16 protein-coding genes are annotated in these 24447 nt (G+C 56.6%); 9 read left to right on the forward strand and 7 right to left on the reverse strand.

What is annotated here, in order from left to right; all coding sequences use genetic code 11:
- The first annotated feature begins 150 nt into the window (after positions 1–150).
- Positions 151–1728, forward strand: a complete 1578-nt coding sequence (locus ACDK93_RS09505) for a tyrosine-type recombinase/integrase (RefSeq protein WP_458068244.1) — start codon at positions 151–153, stop codon at positions 1726–1728.
- A 245-nt stretch (positions 1729–1973) separates the two neighbouring features.
- Here ACDK93_RS09505 and ACDK93_RS09510 read toward each other — a convergent pair whose 3' ends face one another.
- Together ACDK93_RS09510 and ACDK93_RS09515 are read right to left on the reverse strand one after the other, a co-directional pair.
- Positions 1974–3347 (reverse strand): DUF3987 domain-containing protein, encoded by a 1374-nt coding sequence (locus tag ACDK93_RS09510; protein WP_458068245.1) that lies wholly within the window; start codon positions 3345–3347, stop codon positions 1974–1976.
- A 105-nt stretch (positions 3348–3452) separates the two neighbouring features.
- The gene (locus ACDK93_RS09515) at positions 3453–3785 is read right to left on the reverse strand and encodes a hypothetical protein (RefSeq protein WP_458068246.1); all 333 of its coding nucleotides are present in this window, start codon (positions 3783–3785) and stop codon (positions 3453–3455) included.
- A gap of 500 nt (positions 3786–4285) precedes the next feature.
- Between ACDK93_RS09515 and ACDK93_RS09520 the strand changes: the two genes are divergently transcribed.
- Positions 4286–5506 (forward strand): hypothetical protein, encoded by a 1221-nt coding sequence (locus ACDK93_RS09520; protein ID WP_458068247.1) that lies wholly within the window; start codon positions 4286–4288, stop codon positions 5504–5506.
- Between the two features lie 687 nt (positions 5507–6193).
- On the opposite strand, the gene ACDK93_RS09525 is transcribed toward ACDK93_RS09520, so the two are convergent.
- Both ACDK93_RS09525 and ACDK93_RS09530 read right to left on the reverse strand, forming a co-directional pair.
- Positions 6194–6532 (reverse strand): hypothetical protein, encoded by a 339-nt coding sequence (locus ACDK93_RS09525; protein ID WP_458068248.1) that lies wholly within the window; start codon positions 6530–6532, stop codon positions 6194–6196.
- Positions 6533–6535: 3 nt separating this feature from the next.
- Positions 6536–7423, reverse strand: a complete 888-nt coding sequence (locus tag ACDK93_RS09530) for a hypothetical protein (protein WP_458068249.1) — start codon at positions 7421–7423, stop codon at positions 6536–6538.
- A 257-nt stretch (positions 7424–7680) separates the two neighbouring features.
- On the opposite strand from ACDK93_RS09530, the gene ACDK93_RS09535 reads away from it, so the two are divergent.
- The 4 genes from ACDK93_RS09535 to ACDK93_RS09550 all read left to right on the forward strand — a co-directional run bounded on the left by ACDK93_RS09535 (position 7681) and on the right by ACDK93_RS09550 (position 14379).
- Positions 7681–7878, forward strand: coding sequence for an integrase core domain-containing protein (locus ACDK93_RS09535; protein WP_458068250.1), 198 nt, complete (start codon positions 7681–7683; stop codon positions 7876–7878).
- A gap of 1180 nt (positions 7879–9058) precedes the next feature.
- Entirely contained in the window at positions 9059–10021 is a 963-nt protein-coding gene (locus ACDK93_RS09540; RefSeq protein ID WP_458068251.1) for a DUF932 domain-containing protein, read from the forward strand.
- A gap of 181 nt (positions 10022–10202) precedes the next feature.
- Entirely contained in the window at positions 10203–10688 is a 486-nt protein-coding gene (locus ACDK93_RS09545) for a JAB domain-containing protein (RefSeq protein WP_458068252.1), read from the forward strand.
- A 694-nt stretch (positions 10689–11382) separates the two neighbouring features.
- Positions 11383–14379, forward strand: coding sequence for a CHAT domain-containing protein (locus ACDK93_RS09550; RefSeq protein WP_458068253.1), 2997 nt, complete (start codon positions 11383–11385; stop codon positions 14377–14379).
- Positions 14380–14684: 305 nt separating this feature from the next.
- On the opposite strand, the gene ACDK93_RS09555 is transcribed toward ACDK93_RS09550, so the two are convergent.
- Complete coding sequence (locus ACDK93_RS09555; RefSeq protein WP_458068254.1) at positions 14685–15704, reverse strand: DUF4238 domain-containing protein; 1020 nt, start codon at positions 15702–15704, stop codon at positions 14685–14687.
- A 339-nt stretch (positions 15705–16043) separates the two neighbouring features.
- Here ACDK93_RS09555 and ACDK93_RS09560 point away from each other — a divergent pair, with 339 nt between their 5' ends.
- Entirely contained in the window at positions 16044–20156 is a 4113-nt protein-coding gene (locus ACDK93_RS09560; protein WP_458068255.1) for a HigA family addiction module antitoxin, read from the forward strand.
- A 1225-nt stretch (positions 20157–21381) separates the two neighbouring features.
- Here ACDK93_RS09560 and ACDK93_RS09565 read toward each other — a convergent pair.
- Positions 21382–21765, reverse strand: coding sequence for a hypothetical protein (locus tag ACDK93_RS09565; RefSeq protein ID WP_458068256.1), 384 nt, complete (start codon positions 21763–21765; stop codon positions 21382–21384).
- A 192-nt stretch (positions 21766–21957) separates the two neighbouring features.
- Entirely contained in the window at positions 21958–23025 is a 1068-nt protein-coding gene (locus ACDK93_RS09570) for an SOS response-associated peptidase family protein (RefSeq protein WP_458068257.1), read from the reverse strand.
- Positions 23026–23201: 176 nt separating this feature from the next.
- On the opposite strand from ACDK93_RS09570, the gene lexA reads away from it, so the two are divergent.
- Both lexA and imuA read left to right on the forward strand, forming a co-directional pair.
- A complete protein-coding gene (gene lexA / locus ACDK93_RS09575; protein ID WP_458068258.1) occupies positions 23202–23822 on the forward strand; it encodes a transcriptional repressor LexA in 621 nt (206 codons plus the stop codon).
- The gene (imuA, locus tag ACDK93_RS09580; protein ID WP_458068259.1) at positions 23822–24445 is read left to right on the forward strand and encodes a translesion DNA synthesis-associated protein ImuA; all 624 of its coding nucleotides are present in this window, start codon (positions 23822–23824) and stop codon (positions 24443–24445) included. The genes lexA and imuA overlap by 1 nt, the downstream gene beginning before the upstream one ends.
- The last annotated feature ends 2 nt before the right edge of the window (positions 24446–24447 follow it).

The raw sequence follows: 24447 nt of genomic DNA on the forward strand, positions 1-24447 counted from the left end.
GGATCAGAATTACAGATAACCCCGCGATTTGCGGGGTTTTTTGTGCCATGACCTTCCGAGGTCGTCCGATCCTGTCCGAGGTTGTCCGAGATTTTTGGGTATATAGTTGGGTACAAATCGTACTGTTTGTACCCAAGTAGGTCCCAAGCCATGCCTCGCCTTGCCGTCTCACTGACAGAGCTCCAGGTTCGTCGGGCCAAACCGGGCGACACTCCTTACTCCATGTCCGATGGCAACGGGCTGGTGCTTTGGGTGAGGCCAGGTGGCCTGAAGTCTTGGCGCGTGCGCTACCGCCTCCCGGATGGCTCCAGGGCCGCCCCTGCGACGATTGGGCACTACCCCGAGATGTCTTTGAGCCAGGCCCGCATCACGGCGATCGAGATACAGCGCGCAGCCAAGCAGGGAAAGATCACAGCGGGTATCCGGAAAGCTCACCAGGAGGCGAGGGCAGCCGCCGGAGCCGAGCAGGAGGCTGTAGCGCAACAGCGATCTGTCTTGGAGCACGCTACATTGTGTGCTGTGTCGGGGCGATGGATGGCGGAAAAACGTGCCACTTGGGCGTTGGAGACTTACCGCAAAGCCCGTTTGGTAGTGGAGTCCTATCTCGTTCCCAAGATCGGCGACCTGGACGTTCGCACAATGGAGACAAAGGATGTCCGCCCTCTGCTGGTCGAGATGGCCAGGGAAACGCCTCAGCTTGCCCGGAAGGCACGGCAGTACATGGCCAGCATCGTAGAGCATGCCATCAACGAAGGCCTACGCCCCGACGACAGCCGGCTGCGATTGGATCGCATTCTGCCGACCCATCGCAGCGGCCATATACCGGCGGTCACTGACGACGCCAGCAAGCTGGGTGATGTCATGCGGGCAATCGACTCCCATGAAAACCGTGTTGTGCGCGCCGCGCTGGTCTTGGCATCCCTAACCGCGATGCGCTCGGGCGTCGTGGCCAGCGCTCGATGGGATGAGATGGACTTGGACACTGCCGAATGGCGCGTTCCGGGAAAGAATCCCGACGGAACAAATCGCATGAAGACGGGGCAGGACTACAGCACATCGCTGCCTCGTCAGGCACTTGCCGTTTTGGGTGAGATGCGCGAGCGGAACATAGGCAGTGAATACGTCTTTCCTCCTCAATCCCGCCAAAAATCGGCACACCTCAGTCGAGATGCCTTGAGCAAGGCCTTGCGCGAGATGGGCTTTCAGGGCGAGCACACCACCCATGGCTTCCGGGCATCACTGCGGACACTTGGCCGCGAGCGTCTCGGCATTGATGTGGATGTGCTTGAGGCCCAGCTGGCACATGCCCCAAAGGACGAGATCGAAGCTGCCTATGCGCGCGTCAAGTTCCGTGAAAAGCGCCGAGATGTCATGCAGGGCTGGGCTGACTACTTGGATCAGCTCAAGGTCGGCCGCAATGAGCTCGCATCAAAGGGCATAAAGGAACGGAAGTTGATTGCTGCGTCGGCGGATGCTCAATCCTTCGCAGTGCAGCCAACAGCTGATGGCGTTGGCGAACGAACGAGCTTTCTAGGCGGGGGGAAATTGTCTCAGCGCCATAAGCCATGGCTGATTAGCAAAGAGGTCCAAAAAGCGTCTGTCGTCCCGGCGAAAGCTCGGCCAGTAAAAACCACGGCACCAGTTGATGACATCGAAATGCGAGTAGTGAGTCTTCCGCAAGGAGAGAGTCTTTCGAAACGCGATAAGCCATGGCTGCGGAAAAAGTGATGATTTTTGATGCGTCGCCAGCCGCTCACATCTCTGGCACCCAGCGGGTACGACCACACTGGTCGCCAGGACTAGGATCCGCGAATACTTAGTTGACTGGAGGCGAAGGTGAAGCCGGCAGCAGCAAACTAGGGACTGGGGCGCGTCAGATGACGTCGAAATGGCTTTGCGGTCCTGTCAAATCATTGCGGCACACACGAGGAGGTTCGCCAGGGGGGGGCTGATACATCCCCTCGCGGAGAGGCTTACAGGGAAGACGTCTCGCATGTGACGGACTTGAGATACCCCATTTCAGCAAAGAAGGGAGACAAAAAGCGGATGACGGGGTCTTTACCGTCGAGCAGCTCGACCTGTTTTCCGCTTTTCATATGCGCGACGACCGTCTTAAACTTGTGCGCGCTCAACCAGGAAAGCTCTTGGGCGAGACTCCACGGCATGGTGTCGCTGCTACTACGGCACAAATGGCTGTGCAGATGGCTCTTGGCGATACGCGTCTCTTCAAGCTGGCGCTCTTTGACCCGCGAAGGCTTGGGTGGTTTGAACGTTGGCGGCGGGAAAACCTTGTAGAACTGAGTCATTGACCAGTCCACGATACTCCAGGCGGCACCGATAGCTTCAGCCGTGATCGGGGATATTGGTGGGAGTGCTTCAGTGGGCGAGGCAGGGATAGGCACGGAGTGGAAGCAGTGCAAGATGGCCGCGATCCGCCACGTCTTCTCCGTTGCACGGCCGGCCGAGTCTTGGACATAGTGGAAATCACCCGTCATGCGCAGGTCGATGCTCTGCTTGATCTGCGCCCAACGAGACTGGGCTTCGGGTGACAGGCACAACTCCATACGGTCGTTGTTTCCAGCGAGCAGGCGCTGAAGCCGCTGCTCCAGAAACCAGGTGGCCAGCGTGTGGATCTCGTTGAGACTCGGCGTCGGCAGGTTCGGTAGCTCCGGCGATCGACCTTCCAGGGTATGGGCGTAAAGAAATCTGGAAGCCAGGCCAGACTTCCGGTCGGTGAAACGAGTGTCGATCAGGTGATCGACGTAGATTTCCGGTTGCGTCAAGCAGCAAATTCCGACTGAGGGGTAATAGGCCACGAGCGGTTCGTGGTCCCTCCGGATCAGCGACTCCTTCACCGATCCATCATAAACGCGGTTGAGTTTGCCGCGCCTCTTCATGACATCGCTTTTCAACAGGTCAAAACAGTCGTCGTCCGCGATCGTCAGACCGTTGGCCCTGCCATCCAGTGCTTCGAGCAGCGAAGCCCAAGTGGCATCTACCTGCAAAACGTCACGAAAGGCGGGGTGATCCCGCCACTCGTCGTTGGATACGCGCCGCCCGGCGAGATTGGAATCGAAATTTCGAATCGCTCTGTAGAACTCTGACATCGCCGCGGACTTTGCACAGACGGGTGGACCGATCCCAATGCAATACAGCGAAGCTGGCATCCAGCGGCTGTCGGGCGTACGGATGGCCATGCCGTGGATGGCAGTAGACATTGCGGATAACGCAACAAGAATGACTATCTCGATCGGCGCGCCGGTTTTGTGATGAACTTCCAGGATGGCTGACGCGATTCTGGGCGGCAAGCACCGAAGCAGGTTGTTCCACGGGCTGAATGTATTCACGACCACTTGTGTTCTCCCGGAAGAGGAATGTCACCAAGCGCAACGCCGTACGCGTCTCGCTATGCGATTGGAGAAATGCGTGGCGCGCAGGACCATCAGGCGCCTCTAATGCGTTACCAATGGTTTGGTTCCTGCATGCTGGAGAGCTTGCCATGGCGGGTTCATTTTCTGCTGACCAAAAATCGTCAGTTTGGCTTCGACGTGACGGCGTTTATGCCAAAAATGTTTACACACTAAATAGTTGCGTGAGGTCGAAGTCAGGTTGAAAGGACAGGGGCAGCGCGGCGTGACGCAGCCAATCATGGGTATTTTTGTATTTTTTTTGGTGATCTGTTGCCGCAAACGTTTGATGTACTCTGGTTTTTTCAGATTACAAAAGAAAAATATTTCTTCTTCACGTAGTGGGCAGTGGCGTCTCGCCTGGCCAAGGCGCCACACGGCAGAGTTCCGATGGATGCTGACTTTGAGTACGGCTCAAAGTCACCGGAAGTCGTTGACGTATATGGATGTGCCCTCACGACGCATCATCGGCTGCTAACCAAAGTCAAGATAACAATCGGAACTCTGGTTGGAGTTGCGTGGTATTTATTTGCCTCGTCGTAAATGCCAGTTCATGGCGATTGATGGTCATTCGGCATATCTGCGAAGTCTGGGTTCGTGGAGGGTAGATCTATCTTATTTAGTGAAGTCTCTCGCGTTATCTCAACATGGATCCGAGATGTGAGACGGCCTTGAGCGCCCGCATGGCTGTAAGTGTGCGAGTGGAAATTTGCATAAATTTGAATGGATTTAATTCCGGATCGAAGTCTATATCTATATTCAAGATGTACTAGATATTCCTTCGTGATAATTATGTGACATCTGATAGTAGTAGTTCGATCAAAAAGTAATAAATGAAATAATGGTTAAAGACATTATTTAGTCACGAGATTAATTCAATGAAGTTCTATATGTCGGATGAAAAAATGGTATCGAGTAGGACTAGTAACGATCTCATCGTTGGCGAGCGCTTCCACAACTTAGTTTCATCCGGTATCTTGATCCCGCACGAATGGTACGACGATCGAGGCGATCAGAAATACGGTTACGAAGTGGGAGAAAATAAGCGGGCAACGGATTATATGCGTAACTTGAGGTCGGCGATTAAAGGAGTTGCCCAGAGCAAGACTCCACCGTGTAAGCAGTGGAATAACGCCAACGCGGTGCGGTACACGATGGCTCAGGAATCGCGGCTGCTGTGGCACGCTATCCGCGGTATCGGTTATGCGCCGAAGGCTTGGGGCCGGGAAAAAGAGATGCATCCCTACCTCAGGCTCGGAGTGCACCTGGCACGGAAATGGGAACCTAGGTTGCGGTTTTTCACGAACACGAGCTCTGAGTTGCTCGTGGGTGAAGAGTACCCTCGACGTGCGCTGACGCACGTGGTGAAAGTCATCAGGCGCGTGTGTCGTTCAAAAAAGTTTAAACAACGTATCGCGCAACTGGAGCGCCGGGAGAGCGAAAACTTCGCGAGCTGCTGTAACTACTTCATGTCCATCCTTCGGACACATGCGCGTCCGTTGGTGCTACGAGCGGACCTCTACGTCGAGGCCGAGGCGAAGAAGGCAGCAGAGGAGGGCAAGATCGAGCAGGCGGTAGAGAAGTTCATCCGAAATCTTCGAGAAGACCGCATTGTCTCCGACGTTCTCGGTTACATCATCAAACGCGAGCACGGGTACGACCGAGGTATCCATCTGCACCTGATGGTGATTCTCGATGGTGACAAGCATTTTCAATCGTATAAGCTTACCGAGACAATCAAGATGTACTGGGTCCATGAGTGTGTCGGGTCACCGCAGTTCGCCTCGGGTTTCAATTGCTATCTTCGTAAGGATGAATATCTCTACAACGCGATTGGCCTTGTTCATTACGCGGATGAGTCGATGCTGCGGGGAGTCCTTGAAGCGATCAAATACCTCACCAAAACCGATGGGGACTTTCTTCTTCCCGAAGCATTCGGCAAGAACATGCGCAAAGGCCAGCCGCCAAAGCGGCCACAGGGTGAGGTCCAGCGTGGGGCACCTCGAAAGTTCGGGAACGACACCTTGCTTGCCGAAAGCATCTTGCTCGGACGGAAGGCTGCAGACCGTTTGACAGTGAAGCGCTCGAGGAGAGCGTGACTAGAGCAAAAAAAAGCCGCTCGCGTGAGCGAGCGGCTTTCCTTGAGTGCGGTTGTTGTCGTTTTGAGGCCTACCTCCGCGGCGGATAAGGTCGGAGCAGCCGGCAGATGGCTTGCCGCTCCCCGGACATGAACCCGAACGACCTCAGTTTCATATCCAAGTCCGAAGTGGTCAACGGATTCAAGCGAGGTTGGATTGAGCGGTGCCCCTGTTCGGAGGTCCACCATTTCGCTGCGCAGAGGAGCAAGCTCATGCCAGCGGTCAAATGGGCGTCTTCGGGATACGTCTGCCGAAACCAGCCCAACGTCTCATGGCTGAAGCGTGCCCTGTTGGCACCATGGCCGCGTGGGTTGATGAGCTTAAATACTTGGCGGGCGACGTAGTCGATCTCAAAAGCCGACCGGGGCGCCAGCTTCCGTAGGCGCTGGAGCACTGCCGCCTCGTCCAGTGTGCGGTTCAGAAGCCTCGGGTAGCACTCGATAGCTACCCTGTACGATGCGAAAGCCAGGGGGGCGCCATCACGGATGCCGTGAGGGTCACGGGTATGCCGCTCGATTGTCGGTGGCTCGCCTGCTGCGGTTGGAACGCTTTGCCGAATGCAGGGGGTTGGTATCTCGGATCGCGATTCCGGGACAGCGGAGCGCTCTGCACCGTGCGAGGGGATCCCGGGGCACTGGGAGGAAGTATTCACTGTAGCTGCTCCCCCTTATTCGCCCGGCTTGCACGGCGAACCATCCAACGCAGGATTTCTACCGTCCAATAGCGTCTTGGCGCTCTCTGCGAGCGCCGGCCACCAATCTCCTTGGGATAGGATGGGTCGAAAGCAGCGTTGCTCTCGTCCTGCCATGCGTAGAAGTCGTGCTTGGTGTCACGGGTCACCCAGAGTACTTCGGACTTGTCCAGCACGGGGGGGAGGTTGAAGAGCTTGATGAGCTGAGCGATCTGCTCCTCTTCCGAAAGCATTCCGAACGGCACGAACGATGACGATGCCCCTGCGCAGGGGGCATTCTTCTGCGAAGCATCCATGATTTAGTCCTCCGTCAACAGACGGCGGAGGACGGTCTGCCCGCTCCTGGAGGGCGTGACCAGACCATCATGAATCATCGGTGGCGGTACAAGCCTGATCGAGTTGCCGGGAAAGTGCCGATTTGCCAGCTCCTCGACCGCCATGCTCACTTCGTCGGGAACTTCGATGCAGTCAGTAGGGAAGCCCTTTTCCTTTCGGTACAACATCTCGTCGCCGAACGGATTGTCAAACATGTCGCCGTGGCGGAGGGCGACCGGATGGATCGCATGTCCGGCGACAACACCATCCTCCAGGTGGACGAACAGGACCCAGCCATCGAAGGTGCCGAAGTGCATGCCGGCGAGCTGGTGCTCATTCACGGCTTTGGCGAAATCCCAGACATAGAGAGGCCCTTCGGCGAAGGTTTCGCGGTCTGGTGGTGCGAAGCGGCTCGGATCCTTGAGAATCAGGTCCTTACAGCCGAAGGTCTTTTCGTAATTCGCGATGCCGATGAAGTGCTCGGCTAGCTCGTCGACGCGCACGAGCAGACGTTTCAGCTCATTGCGGCTAAATCCCAACTCGCCGGCCGCACTGTTTTCGCGAGCAACAGCGTTTTTCCGAAATGCCGCGGATTGCGCATGCGGTTCCAGCTTGTTGGTGCGATTTGCATGGCTTATGAAACGGCCGTAACTGGTTGGCAGCGGCGCGAAGCCGATGTAAGCGGCGCTCAGTAAGCCATATGCTGAGATTTCTCCAGACCGAACAGAGTAGTGCAAGCGTTCAAACTGGAGTCGCGTGTGCTTGCGCAACGCGGAGGGGAAAGCCTCATACCAGGCGAGGACGACGGATAAAAAAAACGAAGCTTCTTCGTCGAGACGCAGGGAGGCAGGAACATTGGTCTTCGTGTCCATAGCGATGAATACCTATAACAAAAGGCCGAACAGGGGTCGGCATTACGCAATCGGGGGACTGCGGCGCTTTTGCATAAGTAGGCTTCCCGCCTCTCGAGACCTTAGCTGGCCTGCCAGCGGAACTGGCGACATCAGGCTACGCGTAGCAGGCTGTTTGCGTCAATACTTCATAGTTCTGAGCTGTCCGACATACGCCTTTAACCGGGAATTCTTGGGGTGCGCTCTCCATCAGGAAGGGCTTTGGGCAACACGAAGCGTTGACGAAATCGCCTCTTCGGTCTTCGACGCTGCTTTTGACCCAGAGCGAACACGCCCGAGATGCCAAGGAAAAGATTGAATCTTGGAGGGCTGACTATAATGATTTTCACCCGCACTCGTTTCTAGCAGATATCCCGCCAGCGCAGTTCGCGAAGACCTTTTGCAATACTCACCAACCGCCGATATCTCTACTTTAATGTGCTGCGAATTTGGGGATGGGGTCACCGCCGCAGCAACATTCCCAGCGTTTAGCGACCTTACTTTTCGGCACGTTGCCTCCAAGCCCAACCGGCCATCTCCTCTCGCTTGCGAAATGATGCCCAGTTTGGCGACTCAAAGCATATAAAGTCAGGCGGCTTTGCTTTCGTAGGAACGCACGGCAGCTTTTATAAGTTGGATAGTGGACATTCCAGACACTTCCGCAGGCGATGCTGTTCGAGTCGCTCGGTCTGCTATGTACTTCATGTTTAATTACTGCGACATCGTTCTGATTTTCGCCTGACCCAAATGATGTTCGGGTTTCCAATGAATACCCTGTTGCTTTTTTAGTCAGATGTGTATGCACAGAAGCTGACAGGGCGCCATGTCAACCCAATTGATCAAATCGACGGCTGCGTATCCGGATTGAATAGACGTCCATCTCGATTATTTGTTAAACGAGAGTGTTGTTAAACGTCTTCCACTCGATCCCAATTTTCTTCAGACCTATATAACTTTTGATGAGTGCCATACCAGATGGCTCTTACTAGGTGCTGACGTCAGTGTCTTTAATCATTGTTTGTGAGGTCTTAATCATGATGAAAATATCTATCGCGGAAGAATTTGAGTCACGTTCGCCGGTCCTGCTTACAGCGTGTAAAAAAATAGCCGTCTATTTGAGTGGTCTGCTGCATCCTTTGCAGGGTTCGGTGTCTGTATGACATTCTCGTGCCCTCAGTGCGGCGGGCCGGGCTTGACTGCTACACGTCATGGTCAACAGGCTGCCACCGCCTTAGGCGGCATTGCAGGCGCCGTACAGGGTGTTTCAACCGCACTGGACAGTGGAGACTTTGCTGAGTCGACTCATCTGTTGGGCATTCCCGTAGCCCTCATTGCCGGCGTGGTGGTTGGCGGATTGCTTGGAGGCGCAGCCGGTTGTGCTGCCGGGTCGGCGGTCGGCGCGGCCATCGACCATTCATTGCCTAACAATCTGGTGTGTCAGTCCTGCGGCCATGTCTTCAGTGCAGGACAGGGCAGGTTGCCGTCCGTATAGCCTTGCTGGTTTCGTCGGAGGTAACTGCGTCTAGTAACGCAGCTTCAGTTTCCTCTTCTTCGTTTTATCTACAGGAGCCTGGCCGAAAGCCGGGCTCTTTTTTATGCCTTTACTAGGAGTTTCCTATGCATCTCGTCGAAACGATGGCGTACGTGAACAAAGTGCCTTGGCACGGATTAGGTCAGCGGTTAGGGACACAGCAGCCCATCGAGGTTTGGGCGGAGCACGCTGGAATGAACTGGCGTATTGAGGCATCCGATGTGCAATTCGATACGGGATCGGGTTCAGTGCAGCGCCAAGTATTTTCGGGACAGAAAGTGCTTTATCGCTCTGACACGAGGGCGCCACTGGCGATCGTCTCGGACCGTTATCAGGTCGTCCAGCCATCGGAGATTCTCGAGTTCTACCGGGACCTGATCGAGATTGGCGGATTCGAGTTAGAGACGGCCGGTGTTTTGAAGGAGGGCAGGAAGTTCTGGGCACTAGCGCGAACAGGCCAGAGCGTTGTCCTCAAAGGGCAGGACCAAGTCGATGGATATCTCCTTCTCGCCACCGCATGTGACGGTACCTTGGCGACGACGGCTCAGTTCACATCGGTAAGGGTTGTCTGCCAGAACACGCTGGCGGTGGCACTAAGCAAGAATGCCGGAGCTATTAAGGTGCCTCATAGAAGCCAGTTCGATGCTCAAGCAGTAAAGCGGCAACTTGGTGTGGCGGTGGCATCGTGGGATGAATTCATGATGCAGATGAAGGCCATGTCGGAGCGCCGAGTTAATGCCAAGACCACCGAGGTGTTCTTACAGCGGGTACTGACGTATCCCGCGGCACCAGCGGCAGATCGTGGAAATGCCGTCATCAACGACAGGGCCATGAAAGTGGTACACGAGCTCTTCGCCGGTCGTGGCATGGGCTCCAGCTTCAGTTCGTCGGCGAACACCGCGTGGGGGCTTGTGAACAGCGTGACGGAGTTCGTGGATCACCATCGCCGTGCGAGGAGTGATGATCACAGACTTGACGCTGCCTGGTTCGGGCAGGGCGCGGATCTCAAAAGGAAAGCATGGGAAGCGGCAATGTCACTAGTGCAGTAAGTAGCCTCTCCTAGTAAGTCTGAGCTTCAAAGCCTGTTCTCTCGGGTCGAACTGCATTGCTCACAACGGGTCTGCATGCCGCCCGCCTCAAGTTTTCAAACCATGCCTCTTCAAAAGCCAATAAGCGTAGCCCGGCCTCGGCCGGGCTTTTTTATGCCGCCAACTCATAAGGAAGATGTATATGCACCTCAACAAGACGATCGCTTATGTTCGTTACAAACTCGGCAGCGAAACCAGTGAGCAAGACGTACTCGCCGCGGCGGAAGGTATTCTGATAAGAAGGCTGCAACGCCAAGGCAGCATCGACAATCCGGGGAATGCTTTCGACTATCTTCGTATGCGCTTAGGGGCACTCTTACATGAGGAATTCCACATCATGTGGCTCGATAACCGGCATCGGATTCTGGACTGCCAGAAATTGTTCACGGGGACAATCAACGGTGCGAGCGTCTACCCGAGAGAGGTCGTCAGAGCCGCGCTCGCTATTAACGCTAGTGCAGCTATTTTGGCGCACAACCATCCGAGCGGCGTCGCGGAGCCCAGTGCCGCGGATCGAGTGATCACCAAAGAGATCCGTAATGCGTTGGAACTTGTCGGAGTTCAGATACTGGATCACGTCGTAGTGGGCGCCGAGTGCGTGAGCATGGCAAGTAGAGGTCTGATGTAAGTAGTGTCGATGAAAACGCGTAAGACGATCGTTGCTTGGGACTCTACCTGCGTTGCAGAGGGAGAGGGCACGGGTCTTGGCGTCCTCCAGCTACCGTGTCGGTTGGGTTTGCAAACGGCACCTGTGCACGCAGTTCAACGACCGATGGCCGCTGTCGGCCAAGAAGCGACGGTCAGGTACCAAAGATGCCTGCCGTAAAGCGGCCGTTCGCAATGGTTGAAAAGGGTCGCGCAGCGATCGTCGGCAAGGGCCGTCAACTAACGGCCGCCGACTTGCCAATGGCGGACGTTCGCAACTTACCTGTCAGCTGGTATTGCGATAACATGGATCGGTGCCTCGCATGAGCACCAGCGTGAGGTCGCTGCGCATTGAGCTCAGAACCTGCTGATAACCAATGGCGCTGTCAGCGAGATTCCAAATACGTGCTCTGGGGCCGCGCAGCCATCGCGTCGCCCCGAGTCTCTCTTACTTCTCCTGCTCTTCCCACTTGAGCTACTGTGCTGTTTGAACACGGGCCGGCAAAGAGATCGCTTTGGAAGAGTACAGACGCTATAGCAATTGGGAAGCTGAGGTGCAAGCAGGGTTGGCCATGTGCGATCGGATGCTCGCTAATGGAGAGGTCGGGGCGGCATTAGCTCACTTGGACACGTTGCCGATTCCGGACCAGGCTGACGTACCCTTCCTTCGCATCCAGATGTTGCATGCCGCTGGATTGCCGATACCTGCGCTCGAAGCAATAAAGGCGCTCGTCCTTCCCGAGGATCCTGACCCGGAAGCCCTAGTGCGCCTCGCACATGTGTGCGCCGACGCCGGGGCAGATATGGATGCCTTGGCCTATCTCAAGGCAATTGCGCAAGAGTCCTTGGCTGAATCATCTCTCCTGCTAGCCTCGCGAATAGCTGAGCGCATTGGCGCCTTTGAAATCGAGAGAGATTTCGAGTCGCGCATCGTTGCTGAATACCCTTCATCGCCACTAGTCCAACGTCTGTGCTGGCGACGTGCGATGGTGAGGGGCGAATTTCTGACTGCAGCAGTGACCCTGCCCTCAGACGCTACCCACCTGCGCGAAGCGTTATTTAGCCTGCAATACATGCTTGTCGACAATGATCCGCCCGATTTCAATGCCGTGAGGACTGTATGCGAGCAACACGCAGGAACCCCAATACCAACGATTGTTGTTCGATTTCTCCTCGGCAAAAGCCACGTAGAGCAAGCCCTTAGTGTTGCAATAGGGCTCGTGGAGGCGCCGGGGGATCAGGAAGCGCTTGCGTTATTGGCCGTATTTGATGCGCTTCTCCTACGCCGGGGATCGATAGATTTCACGAAACATGCTCAAGACGTTGAGAAACTCGTGAAGGGCATCATCAGCTATCTGGCGACACGTCCCGAACGTGGCATCTTGCGCCACCGATTAGTAAAGCTTTTATCCGTAAATCGCAGTGGCGACCTGGGGCTACCTATTATTTTGACGGTTGCACTTAATCTGGCCAAAGGCTCGCTTGCTTTAGGACCGGACATTCTTCCCGACGGTGCTTCTGCCCAAGAATTAGAGACCAGTGGATTTCTTGAAGCAGCTACGCGATGGCTCGGTGCACGAGCACCATGTGTACCTGGGCGGACCGTACTGCCACGCGATCTCATTCCAATCGAGCCTGATGCAGTTTTAGGAGCGATCGCCACAATCATGAGCCATAGCCACTTGCCACTTGACTCGGCTGATGACATTGAACTCTGGAAACATTGGCTCCTATTGGGTACGGCAGTGGCACCGCTCGCAAGCAAGCCAGATTGCGTCGTGTCCCTATTCCGAACAGCGGCCACGCGTTTGGCGATTGCGCATCACCCTCAGCAAGCTAGGGACCTCTGCGAGGAGATACTGATTCAAAGCAAGAACTCTCCAACACAGGCCCAGTCAGCTTGGTTTGCTATGGCTGACATCTATAGCCGCCTCAATGATCGATACACTTGCCTGGTTGCCTTCGCATGCGCAGTGGCGGGGCGTCGTGGCCAAGAGCCCATGACGGGATGGAACGAGATTAATGTGTGGGTTCGCCTGCTGAGGGACTGCAAGCTATATGACTATGCCATTGATGCGCTGGATTCAGCAGATGATGCGCTCCGTGCAACCGGCGCATACGATCGGATGCGCCACCATCAAGATCATCTCAGGCTGACAATCGAACACGCTAAGATCCTGTCAAGTCCAGCTTCAAATGGGCCCGCGCTGCCGGCGCTTGTTGAGCGAGCTTGCAAATCAGCGTTCGAGGCGTTGAAACGCGGCGAAGAAGCGACTCAGTCAGTCGTTCTATTGAGTCAACTCATACATCTGTGCGAAACCTTCAGCGTCACATTACCAGCCTCCGCGCGAGCGACCCTTGAGGAACTGACAGGAGAGCATCTGTCGTCCAAGCTATTCGTTCAGACACTCACTGATAGCGATGATCCGGTAGCCGCGCTGTGGGGGCTTTATTGCATGGACAACGAAGCACGCTATGCCACCGACGCGGCATCTGACGCACAACACCTCATCGTGCCCGCTAGGGACCTGTTGACGCGCCACTTAAAAAAAATCGACGCGCAGGCCCTCATCTTGCCGTTCGACTTGTTGGCCGATAGTGGTATTGCTATGCCTGGGTGGACCGAACGACCGCGTCCTCCTCGCCGCTTCACATCAAACCAAGAAATGCTGGAGGTCATCGCGCACCTTCGCGCGCGAAATGTCGCGTTGGTTATGGCTGCTTTCAACAATCGCGGAGAGCTCTTGTCTCTCCGATGTCATGACGGAGGCATCGCGGTTGTCGATGAAGTCGGCTTCAATCATGCCTTCTTCCAAGCGTGGTCCAAGTCTTACCCATTCGACTATTGCAACGAACCCACGGCTACGCAAGCGATTTTTCGCAAGTACGAGCTAATGATTGATACGCTCGAAGGCTGCGAGTGGGCACCCTTCCCGCAGCACGCTGTTTTAATGGTCTTCGATACGGACCTTCAATCTTTGCCCTGCAACCTAATCCGGACGGGGTTCCAATTCCTCGGCCAAACACGCGCCGTTGGAGCAGCGCCTTCGCTCGCATGGCTTGCTGAGTCGTTTAGGCGCCCAGCCTCTAGCAGCCGTCGGTTGCACGCGTGGATTTCGGCGGCGGGTGACCAAGGAAAGACACTGAACGTCCTCATCGCCAATCTTAAGAACACGTTTGCGGAGCAAGATGTCCAGCTTGATACCGGAGACCAGCCGCCAGCATCCTTGGCGGGCGCCGATTTGGTCTTCGTTGCCGCGCACGGCCAAGTCTCACCAGATGGCCGCTATTTTCATACGCTAAATGACGAGGGAACGCTCAAGATTCCTGCAGAATCACTTGCTCTGGCACTACGAAATGCGCGAGTGGTCGTGCTCTTTGTGTGTAGCGGCGGACGCTCAGACAAAGTGCCAAGCGCAAACACGACGAGCGGACTTGCAAAGCAGCTGCTCGACGCCGGTTGCGCTACGGTGATCGCTTCTCCTTGGCCTATGGAGGCCATGGTGGCGGTCGAATGGGCACCAACGTTTCTCAAGCATTGGAAGTCTGGGGAGAATGTGATCGAAGCATGCTTCCATGCGAATGAGCGCATTAGCCGTGACGATCCGTCCCGCAGTCTTGCAATGAACTTGTATGGCGATCCGTGCCAATTTTGCGCAACATCGCCGACTTAGTGAATCGTACAGCAGCTTTCGGCCGATTCTGTTGAAAAACACTCTTACGGCAGCGTGATGGTAGTGATTGACTGACCACCCATCGACCGAACGGAATTATCGCGATTTTGGGACGTCAGCAGGCTGCACAAGCCCCGACGCTCTGTCGGTCGTCGGCTCTGTTGGAAGTGTATGCGTTAACGGGGTAGAACCCGTTGCTGCAAAGCGGGACGCAAGCTTGTAAGAGATGGAGCTGCGTTCGACTGTGGCCTCAATGGGCTGCCGAGCATACTGCTGCGGCCCACACAACCGACAAGCGCCTCTGATCAGCTCTCTCGGTCCAGAATGTCACGCAACTCATATGGACAGCTGGGACTGGTCCACCGCTTCCGTTCGGCAGGGTCGGGATGAAGCACGTCCCATGAATCAGCAGGCGCCTCGACTACCTGAAACCATAGCGCCCGCGTCTCTTTTCTCCGCGCCACAATCGTGGTCGGAGCATGCCCGGCATGCCGGTGATTAAAGGCATCAACGGTGTCTGGGGAGACCTCGCAGTAGAGCGGGCCGACAGGTCGATGCGTGAAAAGCAGGCATTGGCTTGGGGAGATCGGCAACGTGATCTCGATATCAGGGTTCTCCAGACCCGGAGCTCGCTCGTATGGATGCTTCCTGTATGCGGTTTGGTCGTACCAGGTCGATGGGGCATCGGTTGTCAGGAACCCAAGCTGGTCATTCGTGCAAAGCACCGTCTTGTTCATGCCAAGCAGCACCGGAAGAATGACCTTTACCCCTGATTCGATCAGGATTCTTGTCGAGTCCTCTTTCAAGTTGTCGAAATCCCCTGGTTGAGGAACGTAGACCCTCGAACGGTCAACGTGGGCAGGAAGCACGGACTCAACCGTTCGCGTTTCCCAGCCGGGGCCAGCCATCTGCTGGAACATCGCCTTGACGTCCTCCATTTGATGAAGCCAGTGGTCGCGGCTCGATTTCGTACGGAGGTGGGCCGTTGCAGCGAACAAACAGATCCACATCCAGTCGTCATCGGTGAGTGGGCGTTTGAAATTGAATGTTCTGTTGCGCACCGTCGTGAAGTTGGACTCGATCGTTCCCAGTCCTTTCTCTAGCCGAAGGTCACGGCCCCCATCAGCCTCCGTCAGCGTGTACATCTCCGTCTCACGGAAGATCTTCTCCGGTGACTTGGGCCTGGGATTTTCGCCGTTTTTGTCGAACAACCAAACGTACGGATTATTCGTGGCCGTCTTCGGCGCCACAGGATCCAACCAGGCTTTCAGGTAACAGGCCGGGACGAAATGCTGCTTCCGCTGCGCGTATTTCTCTCGTTTCATAGCTGGAACGTCCGAAGGTTGTTGTCGCACTGATGCGACGATGATAACCAACCACCTTCAAGCGGCTTGCGCCCGGCCACATTCAGAAGGTCATGGATCAAGAGCCGGCGGCCTAACGTGCTCCAACACCGGAGAACAATCGAACATTCCGACCTTCCGCAACTTCCGGAAACGAGCGATTGCGCGCTGTGCGGCGTTCTGCGTCGCCACCTCGACCGTGAGATCTCGCTGTGCGGCCAGGCACGACAGCTGCGCAAGCGGAGGTTTCGGCAAGCGCGATGTCACTTGTATTGTGTAGCGTCACACGATACGCTACCTCAACAACCCGAGGAGGCAGCCATGGCACCCCAAGATGACACGCCCCACCCGGGAAGCCGCATTCGGGCCGAAGTGATTCCGCTCGGCATGTCGGTTACCAAGGCCGCCAAGCTAATGGGGGTGGGGCGCCCTGCGCTTTCAAACCTCCTCAACGGCAATGCCTCCCTTTCACCGGAGATGGCCTCGCGTCTGGAGAAGGCTTTCCAAGTGCCCAGGGCCGACCTGATGGAAATGCAGGCGCGCTTTGACGCGGCCCAAGCAAGAAGTCGCGGCGCTCCCGCCAACATTACGGCTTACGTGCCCCCCTTCCTGCAGATCAAGGCCAACGACATCGAAGTCTGGGTAACGGACAACCTCCAAGCACGCGCTCGATTGGCCGTGCTACTTCGAACACTGGTGCATTCCACTGGAAGGGGCCTTTCGAAGGTCGATTTTCCGGGCAATGACGACTCACAGCGGAAGGGCTGTGATGGTGAGGTGGAAGCGAATGAAGGTGCCCCGTGGGTTCCGAGCGGACGGTCAGCCTGGGAATTCGGAACCGACGAGGATGTGAAGCGCAAGGCAAATAATGACTTCGACAAGAGCGTCGATGGAATCGAGGCAAAGGAGCGCGCCGAGATGACCTTCGTGTTCGTTTCTCCACGCCGCTGGACGGCAAAGGATGCGTGGCGAAAGGAAAAGAAGAAGCTTGAGCGGTGGAAAGACGTTCTGGTCTACGACGCCAGCGATCTGGAACAATGGCTCGAACAGTCCCTACAAGGTCAAGCCTGGTTTGCCAACGAAACTAATCGACCGTCGCGGGATGTCCGCACGCTCGACAGTTGCTGGGCGGATTGGGCTAATGCAGCGTCGCCGCCTTTGTCCGGAATGCTGTTCAAGTCCGCGATCGAGGCGAGCAAGCGAACAATCCTGGCGCGCCTCTCCAAGCCTAGCGAAGGTCCTATTTTGCTGGCGGCAGACTCGCACGAAGAGGCACTGGCATTCCTCGCACAGCTGCTGACCGGCAGCGAGGAACTCCAGGCCCTCCGTGACCGTGTCTTGGTCTTTGACAAGCCAGGAGTCTTTCCTGGCTTGGTCGCCGCCGCGCAGGCGTTCATTGCGGTCACTCACTCGCGTGATGTGGAGCGGGAGTTCGCTCCCCATGCCAAAAATCTGCACACAATCGCGATCTATCCTCGGAATGCTGCCCCGGGGAAGCCCGATGTGGTTCTCGAACCCGCAAGCCACGAGACATTCGGCGCCGCATTGGAAGCAATGGGCAAGAGCCGCGACGAAATCGGTAGGCTCTCGTCAGACTCAGGTCGTTCGCTGACAGTGCTGCGACGTCGGCTGTCAACGGTGCCTGCCGTTAGAGTGCCGCGGTGGGCGGGTGATCCTCAGTTGGCAGGAAAGCTGGTTCCTTTCCTGCTCGTCGGCGCGTGGGATAGCACCAATGAGTCGGACAAGAGTGCCCTGTCACTTGTCGCTGGCGGCAAGAGTTACGAGGAACTAGAAAAAGATTGCCAAGGTTTGGTCTTGCTGGACGATACGCCCGTTTGGTCCATAGGCACGTTTCGCGGTGTTGTCTCCAAGCTTGACCTGCTGCACGCGATCGCCGGTGTCGTAACCCAAGACGACCTGAAGGCCTTTTTCCGCGTGGCGCGGCGAGTCTTGGGCGAAGACGACCCATCCCTTGACCTCGAAGACGGCGAGCGTTGGGCAGCTTCCATGTACGGTAAAACGCGCCAGTTCTCCGGCACCTTCCGCGAAAGCATCTCGGAGACGCTGGTCATGCTCGCAGTGCAAGGCCCTCAACTCTTCAAGCATCGTCTTGGGGCGGACCCTGAGCTGGAAGCGGCGATGGTAGTGCGCGAACTGCTCCCCGACCCGCTTACGACACGCGCCCTCGAAGCGAATGATCGCGACTTGCCACTTTACGCAGAAGCGGCGCCGGAGGAATTCCTGGGAATCATCGAACGCGATCTCCGGACCGGCTCGCCGGCGTCCCTCGGGTTGATGAGACCGGTAGGTGGCGACTTCTTCAGCAGCCCGGTCCGGACCGGGTTGCTGTGGGCCTTAGAAGGGTTGGCATGGAATCCGGACCTGCTGCCGCGAACCGCCCTGGTGCTTGCACGGCTCGCTAGCGTTGAAATCAACGACAACTGGTCCAACAAGCCGATCAATTCCTTGGAGTCGATCTTTCGCGCGTGGATGCCGCAAACCGAGGCGGACCTCAGCACACGCGTCGCCGTGATGAAGATGTTGGCGCGGAAGTTCCCTCGTATTGGCTGGAAGATCTGCATGGATCAGTTCGGGGATCTCCAATCCGGACATTACAGTCACAAGCCTCGATGGCGCTCCGATGGTTATGGGTTTGGGGAGACGCTCGCCACGTGGGAGCCCATTCATGCTTTTCAGCGCGAGATGGTGGAACTCGCACTTTCATGGAAGGAGCACTCACTCGAGACGCTTTCTGATCTCGTAGAACGCATGCACTTCTTGTCGCCGGAGCACCAAGTCCGGGCATGGGATTTGGTCGCAGCCTGGGGAGACGGAACGGCGAGCGACTCGGACAAAGCCAGGATGCGCGAAAAAGTCCGCACGTCTGCGCTATCGAGGCGCGCAGCTCTGCGGGGCAAGAGAAAGGGAATTGACAAGACGCTGATAACCGCGGCCAAAGCTGCTTTCCAGGCGCTTGAGCCTGCCGGAGTCGTGAACAAGCATCTATGGCTGTTCAAGGATCACTGGGTCGACGAGTCCGCCGATGAATTGGAGGACATCGAAAAGGTCGACTATCAGGAGCGCGAGAAGAGAATTGGCGCTCTGCGCGTGAACGCCCTGCGAGAGGTTTATGGGGGTGTGGGCGCTGCGGGTTTGCTGGAGCTTGCGAGTCGCGGCCGCGCGCCATGGATCGTCGGGGCGCTGGCTCCCGATGCGATAGAAATTGAGTACCTGGAATCGCTCCTGACGGCAGCGTTCGATGCCGTGGTTCATGGTGCGCAGGAGACCGGGTCATATAGCAGCTTAATTGGCGGCACGCTGCATGCAATTGCAGAAGACGGGAGCCGCGAGAAGGTGATTGAGGCTGTTTCCGCCGCCCGCCCCGAAATTGAAAGGGCATGGCTGCTGACGCTGGCACCTTTTATCAGAAGCACATGGAAGCTGATAGACGGTCTCGGCGAGGAAGCTGCGAGGAAGTACTGGGAAGAAGTCCGGCCGGACCTTATGCGAGGTGAGGCAGATGAAAAAGAAGAAGGAGTCGCCAGGCTGCTCGACGCTCGTCGCCCGCGCGCGGGATTTTTCAGCGTCAAGTACGACCTGAAAATTCTCGATCTGGAACTGCTCTTCAGCCTGATGTCGGCGATCGCCAAAGACGGAAACGATAAGCCGGGCGAGTATCAGCTCGATTCCTACCATATTGAAGAGGCCTTCAAGCGCCTTGATTCAAGCGGGCGATTCACTGTCGATCAGATGGCATCCCTGGAATTCACCTATATGGAAGTCCTCAGAAAGCTTGGGGGTCGAGACATGGGTTATGGCATCCCCAACCTGGAGCGGCATGTCGAGGCCAATCCGGAAATGTACGTGCACGCTCTTGTCTGGGCTTACCGGCGAGGAGACAAGCAAGCTGATCCCGAACCGTTCCGGGTCGCACCTGATCAAGTGAGAGAGATGGCGAAACGCGGCCATCATCTGCTGGAGGCAATCCATCGAATCCCTGGCCATGATGATCTGGGCAACCTGGATGCACTACGACTTGCGAAGTGGATCGCGGCGGTTCGAAAAATGGCTGCAGAACTCGATCGGGCGAAAGTAGCCGATGTGTCCATAGGCGGGCTCTTGGCAAACGCTCCTATTGGAGCGGACGGAGTCTGGCCCTGCGAGCCTGTCCGCGATGTCATGGAGGAACTGCAACTTGAGGACGTGATGCGCGGCGCGCACACGGGCCTGTACAACTCGCGAGGTGTTCACTGGCGAGCTAAAGGCGGTGACCAGGAGCGGGAATTGGCGGATAAGTATCGAGCGTGGAGCAAGGCGCTGCAGATCTCACATCCGTTTCTCTCCTCAAACCTACTCATGGGCATGGTTAGGACTTACGAACGCGAAGCCAGCCGCGAAGAAACAGCGTCCGCCCTGCATCACCGTTTGCGCTGAGGTTGAGATGCAGACTCAAGGAGACGCAATCGCCGTTGAACTCGACGCCCCTAGAATCAGCCTGTAACGACCGACCGCTAATGAGCGACCCAAAGCGGCCGTTAGTGACAGGCTGAAATGGGTCGAATTCTGCCGGTCCACTTAAGCCCGCGGGTGACCCGATTCGGAACACCCCTAGGAGCTGGATGATCATTTGTCGAACGGCTTCGACTTGAGTACAAGCCCTTTGCAACAAGTTGCTGAAAGAATCCCAATAGTCAAATGAAATGACGAGATACTTACTCAAGGAAGAGCGACCTAAAATGTAGAGATCGCCCGCAAAGCCCTGGTATTGAGCGGTTTGTGCATCTGCTTTGACGTCGACGTGATTCCGTACACAGAGCTTTTCTCAAGAACCATTTTTTCTTTGGGCACTATGCAATCCGCATCAGCCTCACCGAGTGGTGCCCTTTGGTGATCGCAGATGCCGGAGCTTCCTTACCGTCTGAACACCATGTTGCCGATTCCTGAAGATGGTTATTAACCAATGTGACGTCATCCCCTTCTTCCGCATGGAACGCTGCTACCCACAGGCCGACACATGCGCCGATACTGGGTTAGCTACAGCGGCACCCTTATCGATTTTCACGCCCGGGGTCTGGGTTGGAGTGGGAGCAGTAAAATATGTCCTTTAGTCGTGTGAACACTCGTTATTTCCCATTAGATATTTTTCGCTCATTAGAGACGGCTGTATGCCCCTTATCGAACTTCAAAAGTACCTAGCTGCTATAGCTCCCGGAAAAACTATCTCACGAGTATCTTGAGGATGTCCAAAGCCTTCCGTTTGATTGTTGGGAGAAATTGTCCGGCCGAACGAACGGAGGGATGGCCGCACACAAATTGACTGAACGAGCTGAAGAATTCAACTGGGATCTCCCAGTACTCAGCTTCCTAATCGAGCGCCATGGAGCGATAGTAGGAGGAGGCTCGTCAAGGGCAGAGGTTCAAGGTTGGAAGGTTAATCTTGGGGCTGCGACGGCCGACGTTAGCTCGGTTGGTTTTAAGCAGAGCCGTCCCATGAACAGGGCTCTTGACGTAAAGCCAATAGCGGCAAAAGTCACTGCGTCGATCTTGAATCGTGTTAATGATCCTAAAATCGCGTGGGAGGGCCCGAACCGTGTAACGATAGTGATGGCCGCGAACGGCAGTTTCTGCCCAATTTGGGGCGGTCTTTTAATCATCCAGCTCAGCGCCCCGGTATGTAGCGGTGGAACTCCCCTGACCAGCGCATACGTGGCGACTTAAAGTCGGCCATCACATCTCTCGGTGAATGCGGGCGAATCACGATTTCACCATCAACCATTTCATCGCAAAAATGTCCCCCTTGAGGCGTTTCGATCGCGTAGTGGCTGACGTGCGGATCGCCGTGCACGAGGTGGGCGTGCAAGACGCAGGTGTGAGGTCCGTGCACTTGCGCGATCAGACGATGAGGTTCAAACCGGAGTTCTGTGTAAACACCGTGCGGACTTTTGGCGTGGAGAACCCCGTCAAAGAACGGAGCCGTTGGTGCGCAAAGTGCGTTTGCACTGATGCCCAGAAGCATGACGGCGGCGCATGTCTTCAGCTGCATCCACTTTGCGAGCGTGCTGCTATGAGAAAGGGAAGGTGTTGGGTCAGCATGTGCGCCCGTAGGGCAGGACATAAAAGTTATCGGACCATCTGAAAACTGGTGGGAACTTAGTTCATTCGTGTGTGGCAAGGGCTGGAATCTCATTTGCATCGTCGGAAGTGACACCAAACAGGTGAGGGGATACGGAACTGATCAATTTTCAGGCTTTGCCAACTGATGTTCGTAGAAGGGCCGCACGCGTCGATCCAGAACAGCGTATTGGCTCGGCAGATCGTTCGGATCAGGATTCAGCCACACGTCGATGTCGTCTTCGCGGATTGGAATGGGGCATCGATCATGTCCGGCCTCTACCACTTCTAGCGGCGGTTCATCGGTGATGGCGGCAAAGGTGTAGAACCCTGAGTTGTCGCCTTCCGGTTCGACATACGTCCACAAGCAGGCCACGAAAAGATCTTCACCAGTAGACGGTGTGAACAGGATTTCCACGCTCTGTTCTCGCTCGCCCGGAACTAACTCTCGCCGTTGCAGGTGGTGGAGATAAACCGATTCATAGAAGCGATCCACCACCATGACGCCATGGTGGTATCCGAAGACCTTGCGCCACACCGTCGACAGCTTGTCGCGACGAGCGTTGTAAGTGCCGGGCTTTTCAATCTCATCTGCTTCCGTCCAGCCGGGCAAGCGGCATCGGTAGCGCATGGGCACCACAGAGCGCTCGCCCGTTTCCGGGTCACGAATCATCACTGGGGCGAAGTAGCCCGGCCAGATGCGGCCGATGCCATCCGCCGAGGCGGGGGAGGCCATGTCGTCAAGCTTCTTCCGGCCGGCGTCGATCTTGTTGGTTGCAATGCGGCGATCGTTCTCGGCTTTCTTGGTCGGTTTGGCTGACGCCAACTTGGCGTTGGCTTCGACCAGACGCGCTTCCTGCACGCCGATCTCCGCGGCGATCAGCGCGATCGCTTCCGCGTCTGCCTCGCGAGCCAACTCGACGGTGCCGATGTCGAGCACGCCGCTTGCGGTATCCGTCATCGCTTGGCGCATGGCCTTCGGCACAACTTTCACCCACGTACCCTTTTTTTTCGTCCAGCCGGCGAGATTCGTGAACTCCTTGATCGCGAGCTTGCCGCCAAAGCGTTCGTATTTTCGAAAGTCCGCCCAGATTTGCGCGCTGTAACACATGCGTTTCGGCACTCCTGGGCGTTCGTGGTCTATATACCGGCAAGTCTCACCAACGCCATGTGAGATCGGTGCGTCGGTCATGAGTGGATCAATGACTCATCTCAGGCCATGAGATCGGTTTGCGCGAGCCTGATGCCTAGATCAGTGCTCGACATCAGGTGCAGTTTGCGGTCCAACCCCTTGATCCGTCTCGAGTGGTTCTGAGGATATCTTTTTCTTCTTCCATTTTCACCTATTTTGGTGAAACTATGTGAGCTATGACGATCCAGATCACCAGTCGCCAATCCAATGTCCTCGCCTTCATCCGGGCTCGCATCGAGCGGGATGGTCAGTCCCCCACGCTTGAAGAAATCGGCGAGGCCCTGGGGATCGGCAACGTGAGCGCCGTGCTCAAGCACGTCCGCTCGCTGGAGGCCAAAGGTCGGTTGACCATGGAGCCCAACCGCGCGCGCAGCATCCGGCTGGTGCACGAATCCGACCCCCTGGATGCAGACACACTAGAACTCCCACTGATAGGTCGCATCGCCGCCGGTGAGCCGCTGTTTTCCGAAAGTCGTATTGACCGGACGTTACGTGTGTCCCGATGGGCATTTCGCTTGCGACCGGACTATCTGGTGCGCGTGGTCGGAAATTCCATGCGCGATGAAGGCATTCTGGATCAGGACATCGTGGGCGTGCACGCGACACCGGTGGCGCGACACGGCCAGGTGGTGGCCGCGCGACTGGATGGCGATCGTTTTACGATCAAACGGCTGCATTTGAAAGGCGATGTCATTCGGTTGTTACCCAACAGCCCGGGCTTTCACCCGATTGATCCCAACCCGACCGAAGACTTCGCGATTGAAGGCTTGTTCGCCGGCCTTTTGAGGTCTGGCTGATGGCTGCCGTTGTTGCACTGTCGAGCTTGCTGGAAGGTCGCCAGGTCTGGCGGGGCCGGGAAGCACCTGCACCGGCTGGCGATCAGCCGACCGGTTGGAAGGCACTCGACGCGATCCTACCGGCCGGTGGCTGGCCGGACGCGGCGCTGTCGGAAATACTGCTGCCCGTCGATGGCGTCGGGGAACTCCAGCTGGTGTTGCCCACCCTCGCGCGGCTAACGCAAGGCAAGCGCAGCGTCGTGATTGTTGCGCCGCCCTACGTGCCGTGCGTCGCCGGCTGGCGACAGCGGGGCGTGGACATGCGACGCGTTGAAATCGTCGCGGCGGGCGACAAGGACGTGCTCTGGGCAACCGAACAGTGTCTGCGGTCGGGCAGCTGCTCGGCGGTCCTGGTCTGGCCGCATCAGGCCGACGATCGCGCGCTGCGACGCCTTCAGGTCGCCGCCGACACCGGCAAGGCGCTCGCTCTAGCTTTTCGCGACCGTCGCCATCTGTCGAATGCGTCGCCTGCGGCTCTGCGGCTGGAACTGGAAGCGATGCCGCGGGCCCAGATCTGGGTCCGCAAATGTCGGGGTGGCAACGCGCCGAGCCAGCCCGTTCCCCTTTCGCGCCATTCGCATTGATG

The organism is Rhodanobacter sp. BL-MT-08 (genome assembly GCF_054161255.1).